We start from the raw sequence: 17213 nt of genomic DNA on the forward strand, positions 1-17213 counted from the left end.
ATTTTTTATACTTTGAGCTTGCTGGGCAAGTAGCCGAAGTGCTTCTTGAATGCCTTCGTAAAGTTGTAGGGGTCGCCGTATCCCAGGGTGTAGGCCACCTCATTCACATGGTGCGACGTGTCAAGTAGTAATTTGCGCGCATATTCCATCCGGAGTCTGGTGAAATATTCGAACACGGTGGTGCCAAAAAGTTCCTTGAAGCCCTTTTTTAGCTTGAAATCATTGAGCCCTGTTTCCTGGCATATCCGCCGCATGTTTAACGGTTCCAGCATGTTTTTCTCGATAAATGCTTTGGCCGCATGCAATCGAGCCCGATCAGGCGACGATAAGTCCTGAGTAGTCATGCCGTAAGCGGTTTCCGCCTGTAAGGCCTGGGCTAAAAAGAGTTCAGCGATTTTCGACTCGTAGAACAATTTTTTCATTTCGCCCGTATACGCACAATGCTGAAGTTCGTGGATTAGTATCTTCTGCAAGGGCGTAATGGGTAAAGGAAAAGGGGCAATATCGGCCTCTTCGCTGCGGCTTACTTTCTCCCAAAACCGTTGGAGGCAATCCAGCTCACTAACCATCAGCCGTTTGAAGTGGCGCTCCGTCATGCTCACGCCAAAGGTATCGATACGCTCGCCTTTCACGGAATACATGCCTTCGAAGTATGGCGAAAAGCTAAGGATATGGTGATTGTGTCGCAGTTCGTAGATTTTTGGGCAGTGTTTTTCCTTGGCCTGGCAGATTCCGACCATCGAAAAGTACATCGTCAATATCGGCTCTGTCTGGCAGTCCGTCACCCACGCGTGCTGGTAACGCTGGCTGCTGGCAGAGAACACGCCCAATCCGTCATGCGAGAGATGAATGGTGGCGGACATATCATCCGGATTTTCGAGACCGATACCCTGGATATTCGTCAGTGGAAAGTGTTGGTAAAAATCCATGTTTCACGGAAATTGATGCCAAGAATGTTTGATTCCAAAAATAAATTTTTAGCGCGAAATAGCCTAAAGTTGTGCGACAAATTTCCGTTTATCCCCAGCTGTTTGATTCTGGCTGGAACGCTCACTTCGCTGCGATCCTATGTCCGAAATCAAACAGCCGGAGACGTCGTGGCTGCCGCAAAACCTGAAATTTGTCTTAGGTTCACGGCTTATATTGCCTGAAACAGGAGGTTAAATATTAGATAATCAATTTGTTGTAATTTTTGGCGGGTTTTTAATCCGTTTTGCACGGGATGTTTTTGATCGTTGTCGTTCATTTTTGCACGGTCGAATTCAATACGTTAATGGTCTACCGAAAGGGATGAAAAGTGTTTATATGCAGCCTTCATTGGATGGCAAATTACTGATTACCGTGTACCGGACTAATGTGGTTGAAGAATGGCAGGCAAAACCCATACTGGAAATGCTGGCTTTACGATTTCCGGGCAGCTGTTTTAGTTTTGATCTATGGGACAGCGATCGGGTGCTGAGGATGGAATCCACAACAAATATCGATGCTGAGGTCGTATCGCTGTTTCGCGATCATGGGTTTGAATGTGAGCTTTTATAACGGCGGGCTTGCGTCCTATTCTACCCCATCCCACCAGCGGTTGAATACCTGCGTGCTATCGCTCAAGTAGACCGGCTGGCCGATCTGGGGTGTCAACAGTGGCATATCCGTGTTTTTACTGCTTTCGGATACAAGAATTAAGGGTTCGTCCCACGCATGCATGGCCAGTGGAAACTTGGAATTATGTACGGGCAGCAGGCGTTTTGCTCCCAGATCTTTGGCCGCGAGTACCACTTGATGGGGCAGCATGTGGATGTATATCCAGTAAGCATTGTACTGCCCATTTTCAAGGATGGCCAAATCAAACGGCCCGTATTGGTTGCCGATTGCTTGAAAATGACTGCCATAGCCGCTGTCTCCGCCAATAAAAATGCGCCGGGACGGGGTGTTGAGCACGAACGATGCCCAGAGTGTGCCATTGCGCTTGAGGCCGCGGCCGGAGAAATGGCGTGCGGGGGTTGCTCGTAGCGTGAAGCCTTCGGCCAGCGGTGCCAACTCATGCCAATCTAGTTCGGTGATCTTGGTTGGCGGATATCCCCAATGTTCAAGATGCGCGCCGACGCCCAAGGGGCAAATCACCTGTTTTACCGTAGGCTCAAGTTTTTTGACCGTGTTGTAGTCGAGGTGATCCCAATGATCATGCGTAATGATAAGATAGTCGATGGCTGGCATGTCCGATGCATGATATCCGGTAGTGCCGGGGAAGCTCTTCGTTGTAAACGAGACGGGCGAAGCGTTGCCATTGAACACCGGATCAACGAGGAACCGTTTGCCATCGGCTTGCAGAAAATACGATGAGTGGCCGAACCACACCAATACGTCCGTCTGGATATCGAGCGTACGGAGGTCGGTCTGCACGCTAGGAATGTGATCGGTAGGAACTTGCCTCGGTGTTTTATTAAAAAGGAAACTCCACAGGACAGTAAGCATATTCACACCTTCTGCCAGATCCGGCGTATCTTCAATATTTTGGAAACTTCCGTTTTTATAGTTGGGTGAGTTTTTCACGCGTTCGAGGCGTTCGCCGGCAGGTGCTTTCCCAAACGGCGGTTGTTGAATGAATACGGCAATAGCAATGGCAAATACGGCCAAAATGATGATGAGAGCTAGCAACATGCGCTTAATGATTTTCTTCATGCGGGGTGTCGGTAAGGGACAACGCAGCAAAGTAACCATGTAGCATGCAATAATGCAATCCCCGGCATGGATTTTTACAATGGCTTGATACGGTTCAAAAACGTATTCATTGCCGAATTGAAGCGTTCGGCATCCTCGAGGTTAGGTAAGTGCCCGCATTCGGGGATTTCCACGTATTCGGCGTCCGGTATATTGGACACCAGAAGTTGTGCCTGCTCCTGGGTAGTTATCCGGTCTTCCGCACCGCGGATGACGAGCGTTGGGACGGATATATCCTTAAGGCTATCGGTAGTGTCGGTACGGGAAGCCAGCGCCAGCAGGGTCGCGCAAATGCTGGTCTCCGTATTGCGGCGTATGCTGCTTTTGATGAGATCGATTGCTTCGCGGTTTTCAGCGAGGCTCCTGGTTGAAAATACATTGTTGACAAAACCGATGGAAAAGGCACGTTTACCATTTTTCAATACGGATTGGATGCTGTCAAACCGCTTGAGCTTAGCGGTATTGTCATCTGCCAAGGAGTGGGTATCGCTCAATATCAGGCCTGAAAAAATTTCCGGTTGGATTTGGTAGGCCCTCAGGGCGATGTATCCGCCCATGGATACGCCGCAAAGCACGGTTTGGGTAATACCCAGTTTCCGGAGGAAAACCAATAAGTCTTTCGCAAAAACATCCACACTGAAGAATCCGTGGCCCATGGTGCTGTTGCCGTGGCCGCGTACGTCTACGGCGATGCCGCCCGTATTGGCGGGCAATGCCTCCAACTGGGGTATCCACATGTTTTTGTTGAACGGAAATCCATGGACAAATACGACGTTTTTTTGTGATGGTGTTACATCGCTCGACAGGTAGCTGATACTAATATCTCCAATGCGGATTCGTTTTCTTTTGATTAGGCTTTTATTGTATTCCATATATGCAGTAACAAACCGATACGGTGATAAGTTTTGATTTTTAAAAGTAATGAAATCAATGCAATAATGCAATCAGGCACGTATATTTTGTGATTTTTCCAAAAAATATTTCGGTTATATCGATCAGATTTCTATCTTTGCAAACCGATTCGGGAATGCGCTTGTAGCTTAATTGGATAGAGCACCTGACTACGGATCAGGAGGTTAGGGGTTCGACTCCCTTCAAGCGCACATGTTTCACTTATATAGCCTAATCAATATGCCGGTTAGGCTATATTTTTTTATGGATAGACTTATATGCTAAACCTTGTTTTGTTTGGCCCTCCCGGGGCAGGGAAGGGTACCCAATCGCAGAAGCTTATTGATCATTATCAATTGGTGCATATTTCAACTGGCGATCTGTTCAGGGCGCATATCAGCAACCAGACCGAATTGGGGCAGCGCGTAAGTAAGCTGATTGCAGACGGCGAATTGGTTCCGGATTCCATTACGATCGCCATGTTGGAGGAAGAAATCGATAAAAATCCTCAGGCAAAAGGTTTCATTTTTGACGGCTTTCCACGTACCGTTGCACAAGCCGAAGCATTGGATCGCTTTCTTGAATCAAAGGGAACGACCATCGGTGGAGTCATTGCGCTTGATGTAACCGAAGCGGAATTGACGGCACGCATTGCCAAGCGCAAAGCCATCAGCAACCGCGCGGACGATGATAGTGAAAAATTGAAAAAACGCATTGAGGAGTATTTCAATAAGACTATCCACGTGCTGCCTTACTATGAGCAGCAGGGAAAGTTGACCAAAGTCAATGGTATCGGCGATATTGATGCTATTTTCAGGGAAATCAAAGGGATTGTTGACGGATTGCCGGTTTAGCCAGTGCCACAGGGATCGAACTTCGTTGATTATGTGAAGGTGTGCTGCCGGTCTGGCCGCGGCGGTGCAGGATCTGCGCATTTGCACCGCGATAAATTCACGGCCAAAGGCGGTCCAGACGGTGGCGACGGCGGCCGGGGCGGGCATATTATCCTGAAAGGAAACGCGCAGCTTTGGACCTTGCTTCACCTAAAATACCGCAAGCATGTCATTGCTGAGGATGGTCAACCTGGCGGCAGCGCGCTGAAGCATGGAGCCAACGGTAAGGATGAGGTGCTGGAAGTGCCGCTGGGGACGGTAGCCCGCAATGCGGATACCGATGAGATCCTGTTTGATATCACCGAAGATGGGGAGACCAAGGTGCTGACTGCCGGCGGACGCGGCGGACTGGGCAACTGGCATTTCAAAAGCGCTACACAGCAAACACCGCGATTTGCTCAACCGGGAGAACCGGGTAAGGAAGAGTGGATCATCCTCGAACTCAAAGTGCTGGCGGATGTGGGGCTGGTCGGTTTTCCCAACGCCGGCAAATCCACCTTGCTTTCCGTGGTGTCAGCCGCGAAGCCCGAGATTGCCGACTACCCTTTTACGACGCTGGTGCCCAACCTGGGTATTGTCTCCTATCGCGACAATAAATCGTTCGTGATGGCCGATATCCCCGGCATTATTGAAGGCGCTTCCGAAGGGAAGGGACTGGGCCACCGTTTCCTGCGCCATATTGAGCGCAACTCCGTATTGTTATTTATGGTTCCGGCGGATACCCAGCGCACGATAGCTGAAGAATACCGGATACTGCTGAATGAACTGATTGCCTTTAACCCCGAGTTGAAGGACAAACCCCGCATCCTCGCTGTCACCAAATCGGATTTGCTGGATGATGAGCTGCAGACCGAAATGCGGCAGGAAATCCCGGCAGGTATTCCCGCTGTGTTTATTTCTGCGGTTTCGGGAAAAAATATCCTTCAACTCAAAGATCTGATTTGGCAAGCGATCACCGGCTGATATCGTCGGATTCGTTTGGTACAGCCGGATTCCGTACGATGAGGCTTTGCGTGGGGTAAGCAAATTCGATGTTTTCGTTCTGGAAAGCTTCGTAGATATATAGATTTATTCCCTGGTTAATGTCCATATACTTGTTGAAATTATCGCTCAGGACAAAATATACCACCTCAAAAATTAGGCTGAAATCGCCATAAGACGCGAAATGCGCCCGATCGAAGAGCGTTTCCGGCTGGCTGGCAATGGCATCGCGTATGATTTGTGGTATTTTTGTCAACTTATCCTTCGGTGTATCGTAGGTAACCCCGATGGAAAAAACGATGCGCCGCCTTTGCAGGCGCTTGAAATTATGCAGGCGCGAATTCGTTAAGTCGGTATTGGAGAAGACCAGCTGTTCGCCCGTAAGCGCCCTGATCCGGGTGGTTTTGATGCCGATGGATTCCACCGTCCCGCTTTTGTCTTCCACGACCACGAAATCGCCCACTTCAAATGGACGGTCAAAAAAGAGTACAAAGTAGTTGAATAAGTCGGCAATAATATTCTGGGTCGCCAGGGCGATGGCGATGCCGCCGATTCCCAGGCCGGTCAGCAGCGTTGCTACGTTATATCCCAGGTTGCTGATAAAGAAAAGGATGGCTATGATCCAGATCAAGCCGGATAGGATGAGCGTGATGCCCCGTATTTGCTGAAAGCTCGCATCTCCCTGTCCCCTTCGTTGGAGATGGTTTCTGAGAAAATAATGGATGGCGAAGATGATGAGCCGCGTGATTAGGAAAGTCCAGAGGAACATGCCCGCGATCTCCAGTGCCCGATTAAGCCAAGCGGGCAGGATGAGGCTTTTCAGGGCAAAATAAAAAACGCCAAAATAAAGGAGAGGCAAGAGGGTGGAGCTGATGCCCTGCAACAGGAAATCGTCAAAAGTAGATGCTGTTTTGTCGACAACCCGCCTGAGCCAAGTCAATATCGCGCGTTTGAATAGCCGGATGATCAATATGCCCGCGAGTATGACGGCCAGTACGATAAGGTATGCCTGCGGTGTATTTCCAAAAATGACGGTTTCCATAGCCAGCTAACAATCCGTTGGCGTAAATTGTTGTATGGAAACTCGATTTATGAAGTCGGCTGCCGCTTAAGTGCAAGCGCCGGGCGTCAGGCTAATGCCAACCTAATACTGCTCGTTTTCATTCGGGAACGCCGAAGATTTTACATCGCGGATATAGTGGCCCACGGCTTCGCCGATTGCTTCATAAAGGTTGAGGTATTGCCGCAGGAATTTTGGTTTGAAGCCCTTATTGAGGCCTAACATATCATGAACCACCAACACCTGTCCATCGCAACCAGCCCCGGCACCGATACCGATGGTTGGGATGGCGAGGCTGGCAGTTACTTCCGTAGCCAGCTGTGCGGGAATTTTTTCGAGCACAATACCGAAACATCCAGCGTCCTGCAGGTATTTGGCGTCAGTTTTTAGTTTGTTGGCTTCTGCTTCCTCCTTGGCGCGTACGGTGTATGTGCCGAATTTGTATATCGATTGAGGCGTAAGGCCGAGGTGGCCCATGACAGGTATGCCTGCATTCACAATGCGCTTGACGGTGTCCTGGATTTCAATGCCCCCTTCGACCTTCAGCGCATGGGCTCCGGTTTCCTTCATCACCCGCACGGCGGCCTTCAGCGCATCACTGCTGTCGCCTTGATAGGTGCCGAAAGGTAAATCGACGACGACCAGCGCATGTTTGGCTGCGCGCACCACCGCGGCGGCATGAAACATCATTTCTTCCAGGGTGATAGGGACAGTGGTTTCATAGCCCGCCATGACATTGGCTGCGGAGTCGCCCACCAGAATGATATCGATGCCGGCGTCATCCAATATCCGGGCCATGGAATAATCATAGCCTGTAAGCATGGCGATCTTCTCGCCATTGGCCTTCATTTGACGGATGGTATGCGTGGTGACGCGCTTGATTTCTTTGTTTACTGACATGAAGCAAATGTAGGAAATTTTAAACAGATGATAGCGGGTCAAGCTTCCGGATAATCAGGGCGGCTATTCGCGTACGCATGACGGATGTAGCTTCCAATTATTTTTTAAAGTGACGGTTATCACGGGTTGCCCAACAATTTCAAGTATCTTTGTTAACACAAAGCTCACCATTTAGTTGTAATTAGTATTATGAAAACGATATTAGTCCCCACCGATTTTTCGGAGAACGCGTATGTCGCGGCTGAATATGCGTGCGCATTGGCCAAAGCTTCTAAACAGCAAGTCCAATTGCTGCACGTGTACATCGCCCTATATTCGGGGTATGGCGAGGAAGGGCATAGTGTAAAACAAATCCGTTGGGCGGAGACGGAATCAGCCGAGGCCATGAAGAACTTGGTGAAAAACCTAAGCAGGCAGTTTCCGGAAGTAAGCATCGAGGGCGAATGTGTCAAGGGATTCATGATTGAGGTGGTAACGGAAAAGCTCAAAAATGGCGCGCATTCGTTGGTTGTGATGGGTACTAAAGGCGTAACCAACATTACGGAAAGTATTTTGGGAAGTACCACCTATGAAGTGATTAAAAAATCGCCCGTTCCGGTGCTGGTCGTGCCGATCGATACACCAGATTTTGCGTTCCAGCGCGTGGGCTTTTTTACGGCTTACGATGATCATGAGCTGGACGCACTGCTTGCTTTTCAGCAGGCTATTAACCTGAGGCCGCATCTTTCTATGCTGCATTTTTACAAGGCAGGGGAGGAAGCGCCGGATAAGGATTTGGAGCGGTGGCGGCGAAAGGTCGAGGAGGCTTACCCCGACTGGGGTATCTCTTGCAAGGCCATGCCTGTAGATAAGGTGGATATCAATGCGGTCGTGCAGGAAGCGATGGCCGATGGTTTGGATTTGCTCGTATTTGTGAGGCCGCAAAAGTCGTTTTTCCAAAAAATTTTCACGCCCAGCCTGACCAAGGCGGTAGCCAACTATCCGGCAATCCCGTCGTTGTTTATTCGGGTTTAGCCGTAGTCCGACAGTTCGTTGGGCGCTTATCTGGTGCTTTGACACGGATAGCGCCTACATAGTAAAGTTGGTGCGGAAACGAGATAAATGTAGAACCCATATGTTTGTCATTTTATTGTCACAAGTAATAAGCAGGGCAATTTTGTTTATTTACGTAACCACTTGTAAAGAATTTTTAGTTTACCTTTTATATCTAGGTGCCGCCCGGCTTAGATGCAGCAATGTGTTTTTTGATATACTTGATAAACTAACGTAATAGCAGAATCATGGAAAGGCTTGTTTGTTTAATCCGAAGATTCAGCATGTTTGTTATGCCGCTTCTTATTTTAACATCTGTGGGTCCATCCAGAACACTAGGACTCTTCCCAACCGATCGAAGTAGCACAGTAAAAAATTTTCAGCAAGATTGGAAACAAGAAGTGAAGGCGATGAAAGCCCCTGAACTGAAGACTTATCTTTCACCGGAAACTGTCGATTCGGTAATAAATACGTTGCCGAAGGAAAGTGAAAGCATCAAGTTTTTTATCCTTGATCCATCAGGCATTGGAAAAGCGACTTCTACCCCCGTTGAAGACTATCAGCAGCTGAAAATGTCAGGAAAACAAATGACATTAACCAAATATAGGAACCATGGTAGCAGCCGTGCGTACAAATATCTATATGTCCTAACCAAAAACGAATAGTGAAAAGATTATTTCCTGCATTGTGTTTATGCGTTGCATTCTCCGTTTTCAATTCTTGTCAGCAAACCGAACGGCCGGATTTGGGCGATAGAATTTCATTATCTACTAATTTTACCGCTTCTTCATCCGAATTTGTAATTGCGGATGACGAAAGCGCGCTTATTTTGAAAATTCGGGATATTATAAAGAACCAACTTGGATGGAGTGGCGCATTTACGGTAGATAGTGTAAAGGACTATGACCCGGGTGATGGAATTGCTGCCTTGATCTTTCTCACCGCGTCTGAAACCGGTGAAGGTAGGATTGTGGCCTATGCCAGAAGTACGTCCTTTTTTATTCCTCGGTCACAATTGGATAGTTTCAGAAACTCTTCGTTTGCTGCATTTATCGCTAATGACGACCTCGGGGATAATGAGTACCAATTGATGAACCTGCCCCCTGAGGACGAAATGTCGTGGACGTGTTTTGGAACATTTTGTTGCGTCCCTACGGTAACCGTGGTGGGGACGTACCCCGACCATGAAATCCGTTATGGTTGCGGGTCTGATGCATATTGCCAAATGGGGCCTCCGGGTAGTCCGTAACGGCAATCATTTCCATCTGTTCATACAGTCTGGTATTTCAGGAATAATATGCGTTTCTTCCACCGCAAATCTTTGGTACTTTTTGAATGGCATCCAACGCCAGGTGGATAAAGTTAGTAAAGCGATGCGATACAGCTTTCTCATGAATAGGCAATACTCCAATCCTCTACGGAAATCTCCGTACTGATTTTTATGTTATTTTTGTTGATCTTTAAGGAAAATAAAGCAAGCAAACGATAAATAAATAGATGAACACACAAGAAAAACCGATACGGGTGCTGGTAGTTGGATGCGGCAACATGGGGGCTTCCCATGCCAGCGCTTATCATGAAATCGACGGATTTGAGATATGCGGTCTGGTATCTACCGGCGAGAGCAAAGTAAAACTGAACAGCCTCCTGGGTGGTGGGTATTCGCTATACGATGATTTTGGAGCGGCGCTGGCTGCCACCCACCCGGATGCCGTGTGCATCTCCACCTATCCCGATACGCATGAGCGGTATGCCATCCAATCACTGGAAGCAGGTTGCCACGTGTTTATCGAGAAGCCGCTTGCTGACAGCGTAGAAGGGGCGGAGCGTGTGGCAGCCGTTGCCGCAAAAACCGGAAAGAAGCTGGTTATCGGATACATCCTGCGGTACCATCCTTCCTGGCAGCGGTTTATTGAACTCAGCGGGGAGCTCGGCAAGCCACTGGTCATGCGGATGAACCTGAACCAGCAGAGCCATGGGGTGATGTGGGATGTGCACCGCAACCTGATGAAAAGCCTGAGCCCGATTGTTGACTGCGGCGTGCATTACATTGACGTGATGTGCCAGATGACGGGCAGCAAACCGGTTCAGGTGAATGCCATCGGCGCCCGACTTACGGACGATATCCCCCCGGACAACTACAACTACGGCCAATTGCAGATACGTTTCGAAGACGGTTCGGTAGGATGGTATGAGGCAGGCTGGGGGCCGATGATGAGCGAAACAGCATTTTTCGTGAAAGATGTGATCGGCCCCAAAGGCTCCGTATCCATCGTGGCCAGGGAAGCGGGGACAAGCGGCAAATCGGATTCCGTGGCGGCACATACTAAGACAGAATCACTGCGTTTCCACCATGCCGATATCGATGGCGCGAACAACTTCACCCAGCCGGATAGCTGGATAGACCTCAAGGATGAGCCGGACCATCAGGAATTGTGCAATCGCGAACAGCGCTTTTTTTTGAAGGCCATCCGGGAGGATCTGGACTTGACAGCGGAAACCGAATATGCCATCAGCAGCCTTCGGGTGGCGTTTGCCTGCGACGAGTCGGTAAAGACCGGCGAGGTCGTCCGGCTGGCGTAGTTTACCATCGCGTTTGCCTACGTGGCGGATATCCCGTATATTTACGCAATTCACAAGAATAAAACATGATAGACGGGAATCCATCATCTGCGGGCGCACGCTGGCGTGCGGCTTTAAAAGCCGAACAGCCCCTGCAAATCGTAGGGGCCATTAATGCCAACCATGCCTTGTTGGCCACGCAAGCCGGTTTCAAGGCGATCTACCTTTCCGGTGGGGGAGTGGCTGCGGGTTCTTTGGGGGTGCCCGATTTGGGTATTTCATCATTGCAGGACGTGCTCATTGATGTCGAACGCATGACCAACGTATGCGACACTCCCTTATTGGTGGACGTTGATACCGGATTCGGCCCTTCGGCATTCAACGTGGCCCGTACGGTGAAGAGCTTAATCAAAGCCGGTGCAGCAGCTCTGCACATGGAGGATCAGGTAGGTGCGAAGCGTTGCGGGCATCGCCCCAATAAAGAACTGGTGAGTGCCGGGGAAATGGTAGACCGGCTGAAAGCGGCAGTAGATGCCCGCACGGACAGCCATTTTGCCATCGGTGCACGTACCGATGCCCTGGCCAGCGAAGGGTTGGAAGCTACGTTGGTCAGGGCTGTGGCCTATGCCGAAGCGGGGGCTGATTTTATTTTTGCCGAAGCAGTATCCGAGCTCACCCAATATCGCGCTTTTGCAGAGACGACGGGTCTTCCGGTGCTGGCCAATATCACCGAGTTCGGCATGACCCCGCTGTGGACGGTCGCTGAACTGGCTCAAGCAGGGGTTTCCATCGTGTTATATCCACTATCCGCATTCCGTGCGGCCAATAAGGCAGCGCTGAATGTCTTTACCCATATCCGGCAGGACGGTACCCAGCGGCATGTGCTGGATACCATGCAAACCCGTGCTGAATTATATGACAGCATCGGTTATTACGATTTCGAAAGCAAATTGGACGCGCTGTATGGGAAGTAGCGGGACAGCATACAACAACTAAATTATGAGCGACAATAATCAGCAATCAACGTTTAAGCCCAAAAAATCGGTTGCCCTTTCGGGGGTTTCGGCCGGTAATACCGCGCTATGTACGGTAGGCCGGAGTGGCAATGATTTGCATTACCGGGGTTACGATATCCTTGATTTGGCGGAGGGCGCTTCCTTTGAGGAAGTGGCTCATCTGCTTATCCATGAGAAATTGCCAAACAAGGCGCAACTGCAGGCATACCGTGCGAAATTGAAGGCGCTTCGTGGATTACCCCAGATTGCGAAAAATGTGTTGGAACAGATCGGTGCGGCAGCGCATCCGATGGATGTCCTCCGTACCTACACATCGGTACTGGGAACCATTTATCCGGAAAGGGATGATCATAACCCTGTCGGCGCACGTGACATTGCAGACAAACTCCTGGCTTCGTATGCATCGGCTTTGCTATACTGGTATCACTATGCGCAACACGGACGGCGTATTGAGGTAGAGACTGACGACGAAACGATTGGCGCCCATTTTCTTCATTTGCTGCATGGCAAGGAGCCGTCGGCCGCATGGAACAAGGCTATGGCGATTTCGCTGAACTTGTACGCGGAGCATGAATTCAACGCTTCCACCTTTACCGGGCGTGTGATCGCCGGCACGGGGTCGGATATCTACTCCTGCGTTGCGGGGGCCATCGGAGCTTTGCGGGGGGCGAAGCATGGCGGGGCCAACGAGGTGGCCTATGAAATCCAAAGTCGGTATGCCAGTGCAGACGAGGCAGCTCAGGATATTAAACAGCGGCTGGAACGTAAGGAGGTCATCATTGGCTTCGGCCACCCGGTATACACCATTTCCGACCCTCGGAACGTGGTTATTAAAAAGATTGCCCGGCAATTATCCGAGGAATCGGGTGATATGGCGCTGTTTACCGTTGCAGAGCGGTTGGAGACATTGCTTTGGGAGGAAAAAAGGATGTTTCCGAACCTGGACTGGTTTTCGGCGGTTTCTTATCACCTGATGGGAATACCCACGGCCTTTTTTACGCCCTTGTTTGTGATTGCGCGGGTGACGGGATGGAGCGCCCATATCATTGAACAGCGGCAGGACGGGAAAATTATCCGACCGAGTGCTAATTACACCGGACCGGACCCCAGGGCGTTTGTTCCGCTTACCGATAGGATATAAGCTGTAAGCAAAGCAAGAGGCGGTAAGCTTTGGGCTTAGGCTTATAGCTTGCCGCCTAACAAGCTAATGCATAAACATAAATCAACATAAAAAACATGTCATCACCGATTTCAAACGTACGTCCCGAAACGGATAACGTCATTGCCGATATTGTAGATTATACATTGACTTATCAAATCTCCAGTGATTTGGCCTTTAAAACAGCGCATTATTGCCTGTTGGATACCCTTGGATGCGGATTCGAAGCGTTGACTTATCCCGCTTGCACGAAATTGCTCGGCCCCGTCGTGAGCGGTACTATCGTGCCTCATGGGGCCAAGGTTCCGGGCACTTCTTACCAACTGGATCCGGTACATGCGGCGTTTAACATCGGGGCGATGATTCGTTGGTTGGATTTCAATGATACGTGGTTGGCTGCCGAGTGGGGCCACCCCTCGGACAATCTGGGCGGTATATTGGCCACGGCTGACTGGCTTTCCCGTACAGCGGCAGCCAACGGCAAAGCGCCATTGACCATGCATGACGTGCTCGATGCGATGATTAGGGCCCATGAAATCCAGGGCGTGATGGCACTGGAAAACTCGTTCAACAAAGTGGGGCTTGATCACGTGCTCCTTGTGAAGCTGGCTTCCACGGCGGTGGTGGGCAAGCTGTTGGGGTTAAGCCGCGAGGAGTTGGTCAATGCCGTATCGCTTGCATTCGTTGACGGCCATTCGCTGCGTACCTATCGGCATGCCCCCAATACGGGGAGCCGTAAATCATGGGCCGCAGGTGATGCCACTTCCCGGGCCGTGCGGCTTGCCCTGATAGCCAAGACCGGTGAGATGGGCTATCCATCGGTGCTTACCGCTAAGACCTGGGGCTTCTACGATGTGTTGTTTAAGGGCAATTCGTTCCGTTTTCAGCGGGATTACGGTTCGTATGTGATGGAAAACGTGTTGTTCAAAATTTCATTTCCGGCTGAATTCCATGCACAGACGGCCGTGGAAGCCGCCATGGTGTTGTACCGTAAGCTCAACGAATTGGGCAAGACGGCGGCTGATATCCGACATATCCGCATTCGCACGCACGAGGCGGCTATCCGCATCATTGATAAGAAGGGGCCTTTGCATAATCCGGCCGATCGTGACCATTGTATCCAATATATGATTGCCGTACCCCTAATCTTTGGGAGACTGACAGCTGCGGATTATGAGGATAGGGTGGCATCCGACCCGCGTATTGATCGGTTGCGTGAAGTGATGGAAACCGAAGAGGATGCGCAATTTACGTCGGACTACCACGACCCCGAAAAACGGTCCATCGCCAATGCGCTCACGGTGACACTGGCCGAAGGAACGGTGCTGGATGAGGTGGTCGTGGAGTATCCCATTGGTCATAAGCGCCGTCGGGAAGAAGGGATGCCGGTGTTGATAGAGAAATACAAAACCAATCTCGCACGTATATTTTCGCCAAAACAGCAGCAACAGGTGTTTGATGCGTCGCTGGATATCGATAAGTTGGCCGCAATGCCCGTTAATGAATTTGTGGATTTGATGGTCATTCCCTAAATTATTATCTTTGCGGCGTAACGTGAAGATACTTGAATATGCCTATTTCCGACAGCGATATCATCTATGAAGATAACCATTTGCTTGCTGTAAATAAGCGCGCGGGGTACCTTGTGCAGGCCGATCCGGGTGGCGACGAACCGTTGGAAGACATGGTTAACAAATATTTAACCAAAAAATATAGTAAACCCAACGGTGCTTTCGTGGGCGTGGTACACCGGCTTGATCGCCCCGTAAGCGGGCTGATACTCTTTGCCAAGACGAGCAAGGGGCTGGAGCGGATGCAGCAGCTTTTTAAAGATAGGGAAATTCAGAAGACCTATTGGGCGGTCGTGCGGAACCCTCCTGAGCAGCCGGAAGCTAAACTGGTGCACTGGCTCTCACGTGACCGTACGCAAAACGTCACAAAGGTACATCGTGAAGCCGCGGACGGTAGGGTATATGCCGAATTGGATTACCGGTTATTGGGCGAATTGGATGGCTATTATTTGCTTGAGGTGTATCCGCTGACCGGACGTACGCACCAGATACGTGCGCAGTTGGCTTCTATGGGGTGCCCGATCGTAGGTGACCATAAGTATGGTTACCCAAGGGGAAGCCTGAGGCGATCGATCTGCCTTCACGCTAAGAAGCTGTCTTTTGTGCATCCTATCAAAAAAGAACCCATAGTGTTGTTTGCCAGACTGCCCAAAGATGGCTTCTGGGATCGCTTCGAGGTATTCGACGGTGAATAAGTGAATATGGCAGAACATTTTGTATCTTTGTATTTATGAACAGGATAAAGCGGTTTCTGGGGGCCATCATGGTCACACTCGTATTGTTCGCGATAACGCCAAGTGATACCCAAGCACAATGTGCCATGTGCTCACTCACGGCCGAAAACGCGACCGAACACGGGAATACACAGGGAAAGGGGCTGAACAAGGGCATATTGTTCTTGCTGGCTATCCCTTATCTGGCGGCGGTTGGGATAGGCGTATTGTGGTATAAAAAATACCGGAGCAAAAAGACCGTGAATGTGGACAATGATCCGATTGTGTTGAATTAGTATGTCTTCATGGCTGCACATACTTCCCGAATCAAGGCGGTAATCACATCTAAATGTCCGAAATGCCGGGTGGGCAACATGTTTGTAGGGAGTACTTATGGGATTAAGCGGCAGCGGATGAATGATATATGCCCGCACTGCGGCTTCCGGTTTGAGATTGAGCCGGGTTATTTTTATGCCGCCATGTACGTAAGCTATGCAATGTCCGTGGCGCAGGTCGTGACGGCAGGCTTATTGACCTATCAAATCACCAAAAGCGAATCGCCGTGGGTGTACCTCGCTGTCTTAGTAGCGGCCATCGTGATTTTTGCGCCCTTCAATTTTCGCTATTCACGTCTGATTCTGTTGCATTACCTTACACCGAAGGTAAAGTATGACCCCAAGTACGAAGACCAGCTCCACGAAGACACGCCTTAGTGGTACTGGGAAAAATCAGTCAAAAGGGGTTGGCAATGTCTTTCAGAAACGGCAATTGGCGGTCCTTCTCGGAAATGATAAGCTCATCGCTGGCCAACGGCCAATCGATACCTAAGTCGGGATCATCCCACCTGACGCCTACTTCACCAGCCTTGTCGTAAAATCCGGTAACTTTATAGGCGAATAAGGTGTCGTCTTCAAGCGCTACAAATCCATGGAGAAAACCCGGAGGTATCCAGAGTGACTTCGCTTCCTGCGCGTCAAGGATGATGGAAAAGTGCTGACCGTAGGTTTTGGAAGCTTTCCGGATATCGACCGCGACGTCCAAAACACGGCCACGCAGCACCCTCACGAGCTTGCCTTGTGCGTTTGGGCCCGCCTGAGCGTGCATCCCGCGTAATACGCCACGGTGAGAAGAGGAAAGATTGTCCTGCACGAACGTTGCGGTGATGCCATTTGCCGTAAAAGGCTTTTCATTATAGGTTTCGATAAAAAAACCGCGCTCGTCTCGCCACACTTGTGGCTCGATAACGACGATGCCTGGTATTGTTGTGGATGAAAATTTCATGATATCAATAGCTGCTAAGGTACTTCATGACGCTGTCAAAGAAGAGAACTTTTCCGGTATGTTGTTGGTTTGCAAAAGCTTGGATCGGGGCCAGATACTGCTGTTGAAACAGTGCGATTTCTTCGTTGTGCGCCGCACGCAGTTGAAGGCAGTAAGTCGTCCCTTCATGTGGTGAGTCCAACAGCTCCAGCAAAGCGACCGATGCGGTTGCCTCCCGGTAGTGCTTCAGGTGTTCTTCAATGTGCTGCCGGACAATTTCCCGGATATCGTCTTCGGTGATGATGGTCACATTATACAGATACATGGGGCGAAGATAAGCAATCCATCGAAATAGCCGCGACAAAATGACTTGGCGAGTTGCCGGCAATGATAGGTGAGACGTGTAAAATTAAGGTTGCATAATGAGCTTTTACGCTAAATTTTTCCACCTTTGAAAGAA

20 protein-coding genes and 1 tRNA gene are annotated in these 17213 nt (G+C 49.9%); 14 read left to right on the top strand and 7 right to left on the bottom strand.

Features of this window, described 5'->3' with window-relative positions; genetic code table 11:
• Positions 1-5: 5 nt before the first annotated feature.
• Positions 6-929 carry a helix-turn-helix transcriptional regulator gene (locus tag B5X72_RS03605; protein ID WP_079715486.1) on the bottom strand — a complete coding sequence of 308 codons (924 nt, stop codon included), beginning with the start codon at positions 927-929 and terminating at the stop codon, positions 6-8.
• Positions 930-1290: 361 nt separating this feature from the next.
• Here B5X72_RS03605 and B5X72_RS03610 point away from each other — a divergent pair, with 361 nt between their 5' ends.
• Complete coding sequence (locus B5X72_RS03610) at positions 1291-1539, top strand: hypothetical protein (protein ID WP_139378522.1); 249 nt, start codon at positions 1291-1293, stop codon at positions 1537-1539.
• Between the two features lie 15 nt (positions 1540-1554).
• Here the strand turns inward: B5X72_RS03610 and B5X72_RS03615 are convergent, their stop codons facing one another.
• Entirely contained in the window at positions 1555-2676 is a 1122-nt protein-coding gene (locus tag B5X72_RS03615) for an MBL fold metallo-hydrolase (protein ID WP_079715488.1), read from the bottom strand.
• Positions 2677-2750: 74 nt separating this feature from the next.
• Entirely contained in the window at positions 2751-3587 is an 837-nt protein-coding gene (locus B5X72_RS03620; RefSeq protein WP_079715489.1) for an alpha/beta fold hydrolase, read from the bottom strand.
• A 157-nt stretch (positions 3588-3744) separates the two neighbouring features.
• Here B5X72_RS03620 and B5X72_RS03625 point away from each other — a divergent pair.
• From B5X72_RS03625 to obgE, 3 genes are all read left to right on the top strand, one after another.
• Positions 3745-3818 (top strand) — tRNA-Arg (locus tag B5X72_RS03625).
• A gap of 66 nt (positions 3819-3884) precedes the next feature.
• Complete coding sequence (locus tag B5X72_RS03630) at positions 3885-4460, top strand: adenylate kinase (protein ID WP_079715490.1); 576 nt, start codon at positions 3885-3887, stop codon at positions 4458-4460.
• A 3-nt stretch (positions 4461-4463) separates the two neighbouring features.
• Positions 4464-5462: a GTPase ObgE gene (gene obgE, locus B5X72_RS03635; RefSeq protein WP_079715491.1), complete on the top strand. Its 999-nt coding sequence runs from the start codon at positions 4464-4466 to the stop codon at positions 5460-5462.
• Here obgE and B5X72_RS03640 read toward each other — a convergent pair.
• Together B5X72_RS03640 and panB are read right to left on the bottom strand one after the other, a co-directional pair.
• Positions 5452-6522, bottom strand: a complete 1071-nt coding sequence (locus tag B5X72_RS03640) for a mechanosensitive ion channel family protein (protein ID WP_079715492.1) — start codon at positions 6520-6522, stop codon at positions 5452-5454. The two genes, obgE and B5X72_RS03640, sit on opposite strands and share 11 nt — an antisense overlap.
• 102 nt (positions 6523-6624) lie before the next feature.
• Complete coding sequence (gene panB / locus B5X72_RS03645) at positions 6625-7440, bottom strand: 3-methyl-2-oxobutanoate hydroxymethyltransferase (protein WP_079715493.1); 816 nt, start codon at positions 7438-7440, stop codon at positions 6625-6627.
• A gap of 189 nt (positions 7441-7629) precedes the next feature.
• Between panB and B5X72_RS03650 the strand changes: the two genes are divergently transcribed.
• From B5X72_RS03650 to B5X72_RS03695, 10 genes are all read left to right on the top strand, one after another.
• Positions 7630-8454 (top strand): universal stress protein, encoded by an 825-nt coding sequence (locus B5X72_RS03650; RefSeq protein WP_079715494.1) that lies wholly within the window; start codon positions 7630-7632, stop codon positions 8452-8454.
• Between the two features lie 266 nt (positions 8455-8720).
• Entirely contained in the window at positions 8721-9137 is a 417-nt protein-coding gene (locus B5X72_RS03655; RefSeq protein WP_139378523.1) for a hypothetical protein, read from the top strand.
• Positions 9137-9721 (top strand): hypothetical protein, encoded by a 585-nt coding sequence (locus tag B5X72_RS03660; RefSeq protein WP_139378524.1) that lies wholly within the window; start codon positions 9137-9139, stop codon positions 9719-9721. The genes B5X72_RS03655 and B5X72_RS03660 overlap by 1 nt, the downstream gene beginning before the upstream one ends.
• Before the next feature lie 248 nt (positions 9722-9969).
• On the top strand, positions 9970-11055 hold the full coding sequence (locus tag B5X72_RS03665; RefSeq protein ID WP_079715497.1) for a Gfo/Idh/MocA family protein: 1086 nt from the start codon (positions 9970-9972) through the stop codon (positions 11053-11055).
• 65 nt (positions 11056-11120) lie between these two features.
• Positions 11121-12008: a methylisocitrate lyase gene (gene prpB / locus B5X72_RS03670; RefSeq protein ID WP_079715498.1), complete on the top strand. Its 888-nt coding sequence runs from the start codon at positions 11121-11123 to the stop codon at positions 12006-12008.
• Positions 12009-12033: 25 nt separating this feature from the next.
• Positions 12034-13191 carry a bifunctional 2-methylcitrate synthase/citrate synthase gene (prpC, locus tag B5X72_RS03675; protein WP_079715499.1) on the top strand — a complete coding sequence of 386 codons (1158 nt, stop codon included), beginning with the start codon at positions 12034-12036 and terminating at the stop codon, positions 13189-13191.
• Between the two features lie 95 nt (positions 13192-13286).
• Positions 13287-14741, top strand: a complete 1455-nt coding sequence (locus B5X72_RS03680; RefSeq protein WP_079715500.1) for a bifunctional 2-methylcitrate dehydratase/aconitate hydratase — start codon at positions 13287-13289, stop codon at positions 14739-14741.
• Between the two features lie 38 nt (positions 14742-14779).
• Entirely contained in the window at positions 14780-15475 is a 696-nt protein-coding gene (locus B5X72_RS03685) for an RluA family pseudouridine synthase (RefSeq protein ID WP_079715501.1), read from the top strand.
• 35 nt (positions 15476-15510) lie between these two features.
• Positions 15511-15789, top strand: a complete 279-nt coding sequence (locus B5X72_RS03690) for a hypothetical protein (RefSeq protein ID WP_233632735.1) — start codon at positions 15511-15513, stop codon at positions 15787-15789.
• A gap of 9 nt (positions 15790-15798) precedes the next feature.
• Entirely contained in the window at positions 15799-16206 is a 408-nt protein-coding gene (locus tag B5X72_RS03695; protein ID WP_079715502.1) for a DUF983 domain-containing protein, read from the top strand.
• Between the two features lie 19 nt (positions 16207-16225).
• Here the strand turns inward: B5X72_RS03695 and rfbC are convergent, their stop codons facing one another.
• Both rfbC and B5X72_RS03705 read right to left on the bottom strand, forming a co-directional pair.
• The gene (gene rfbC / locus B5X72_RS03700; RefSeq protein ID WP_079715503.1) at positions 16226-16774 is read right to left on the bottom strand and encodes a dTDP-4-dehydrorhamnose 3,5-epimerase; all 549 of its coding nucleotides are present in this window, start codon (positions 16772-16774) and stop codon (positions 16226-16228) included.
• A 4-nt stretch (positions 16775-16778) separates the two neighbouring features.
• Positions 16779-17078 (bottom strand): DUF4286 family protein, encoded by a 300-nt coding sequence (locus tag B5X72_RS03705; RefSeq protein WP_079715504.1) that lies wholly within the window; start codon positions 17076-17078, stop codon positions 16779-16781.
• Positions 17079-17213 lie beyond the last annotated feature (135 nt).

This window comes from Parapedobacter luteus, from assembly GCF_900168055.1.
Taxonomy (GTDB): Bacteria; Bacteroidota; Bacteroidia; order Sphingobacteriales; family Sphingobacteriaceae; genus Parapedobacter; species Parapedobacter luteus.

Excerpts from the sequence above, each read along its gene's own strand:
- B5X72_RS03605 (WP_079715486.1), bottom strand. The coding sequence starts at position 929 with ATGGATTTTTACCAACACTTTCCACTGACGAATATCCAGGGTATCGGT.
- B5X72_RS03610 (WP_139378522.1), top strand. The coding sequence starts at position 1,291 with ATGAAAAGTGTTTATATGCAGCCTTCATTGGATGGCAAATTACTGATT.
- B5X72_RS03615 (WP_079715488.1), bottom strand. The coding sequence starts at position 2,676 with ATGAAGAAAATCATTAAGCGCATGTTGCTAGCTCTCATCATCATTTTG.
- B5X72_RS03620 (WP_079715489.1), bottom strand. The coding sequence starts at position 3,587 with ATGGAATACAATAAAAGCCTAATCAAAAGAAAACGAATCCGCATTGGA.
- B5X72_RS03630 (WP_079715490.1), top strand. The coding sequence starts at position 3,885 with ATGCTAAACCTTGTTTTGTTTGGCCCTCCCGGGGCAGGGAAGGGTACC.
- B5X72_RS03640 (WP_079715492.1), bottom strand. The coding sequence starts at position 6,522 with ATGGAAACCGTCATTTTTGGAAATACACCGCAGGCATACCTTATCGTA.
- panB (WP_079715493.1), bottom strand. The coding sequence starts at position 7,440 with ATGTCAGTAAACAAAGAAATCAAGCGCGTCACCACGCATACCATCCGT.
- B5X72_RS03650 (WP_079715494.1), top strand. The coding sequence starts at position 7,630 with ATGAAAACGATATTAGTCCCCACCGATTTTTCGGAGAACGCGTATGTC.
- B5X72_RS03655 (WP_139378523.1), top strand. The coding sequence starts at position 8,721 with ATGGAAAGGCTTGTTTGTTTAATCCGAAGATTCAGCATGTTTGTTATG.
- B5X72_RS03665 (WP_079715497.1), top strand. The coding sequence starts at position 9,970 with ATGAACACACAAGAAAAACCGATACGGGTGCTGGTAGTTGGATGCGGC.
- prpB (WP_079715498.1), top strand. The coding sequence starts at position 11,121 with ATGATAGACGGGAATCCATCATCTGCGGGCGCACGCTGGCGTGCGGCT.
- prpC (WP_079715499.1), top strand. The coding sequence starts at position 12,034 with ATGAGCGACAATAATCAGCAATCAACGTTTAAGCCCAAAAAATCGGTT.
- B5X72_RS03680 (WP_079715500.1), top strand. The coding sequence starts at position 13,287 with ATGTCATCACCGATTTCAAACGTACGTCCCGAAACGGATAACGTCATT.
- B5X72_RS03685 (WP_079715501.1), top strand. The coding sequence starts at position 14,780 with ATGCCTATTTCCGACAGCGATATCATCTATGAAGATAACCATTTGCTT.
- B5X72_RS03690 (WP_233632735.1), top strand. The coding sequence starts at position 15,511 with ATGAACAGGATAAAGCGGTTTCTGGGGGCCATCATGGTCACACTCGTA.
- B5X72_RS03695 (WP_079715502.1), top strand. The coding sequence starts at position 15,799 with ATGGCTGCACATACTTCCCGAATCAAGGCGGTAATCACATCTAAATGT.
- rfbC (WP_079715503.1), bottom strand. The coding sequence starts at position 16,774 with ATGAAATTTTCATCCACAACAATACCAGGCATCGTCGTTATCGAGCCA.
- B5X72_RS03705 (WP_079715504.1), bottom strand. The coding sequence starts at position 17,078 with ATGTATCTGTATAATGTGACCATCATCACCGAAGACGATATCCGGGAA.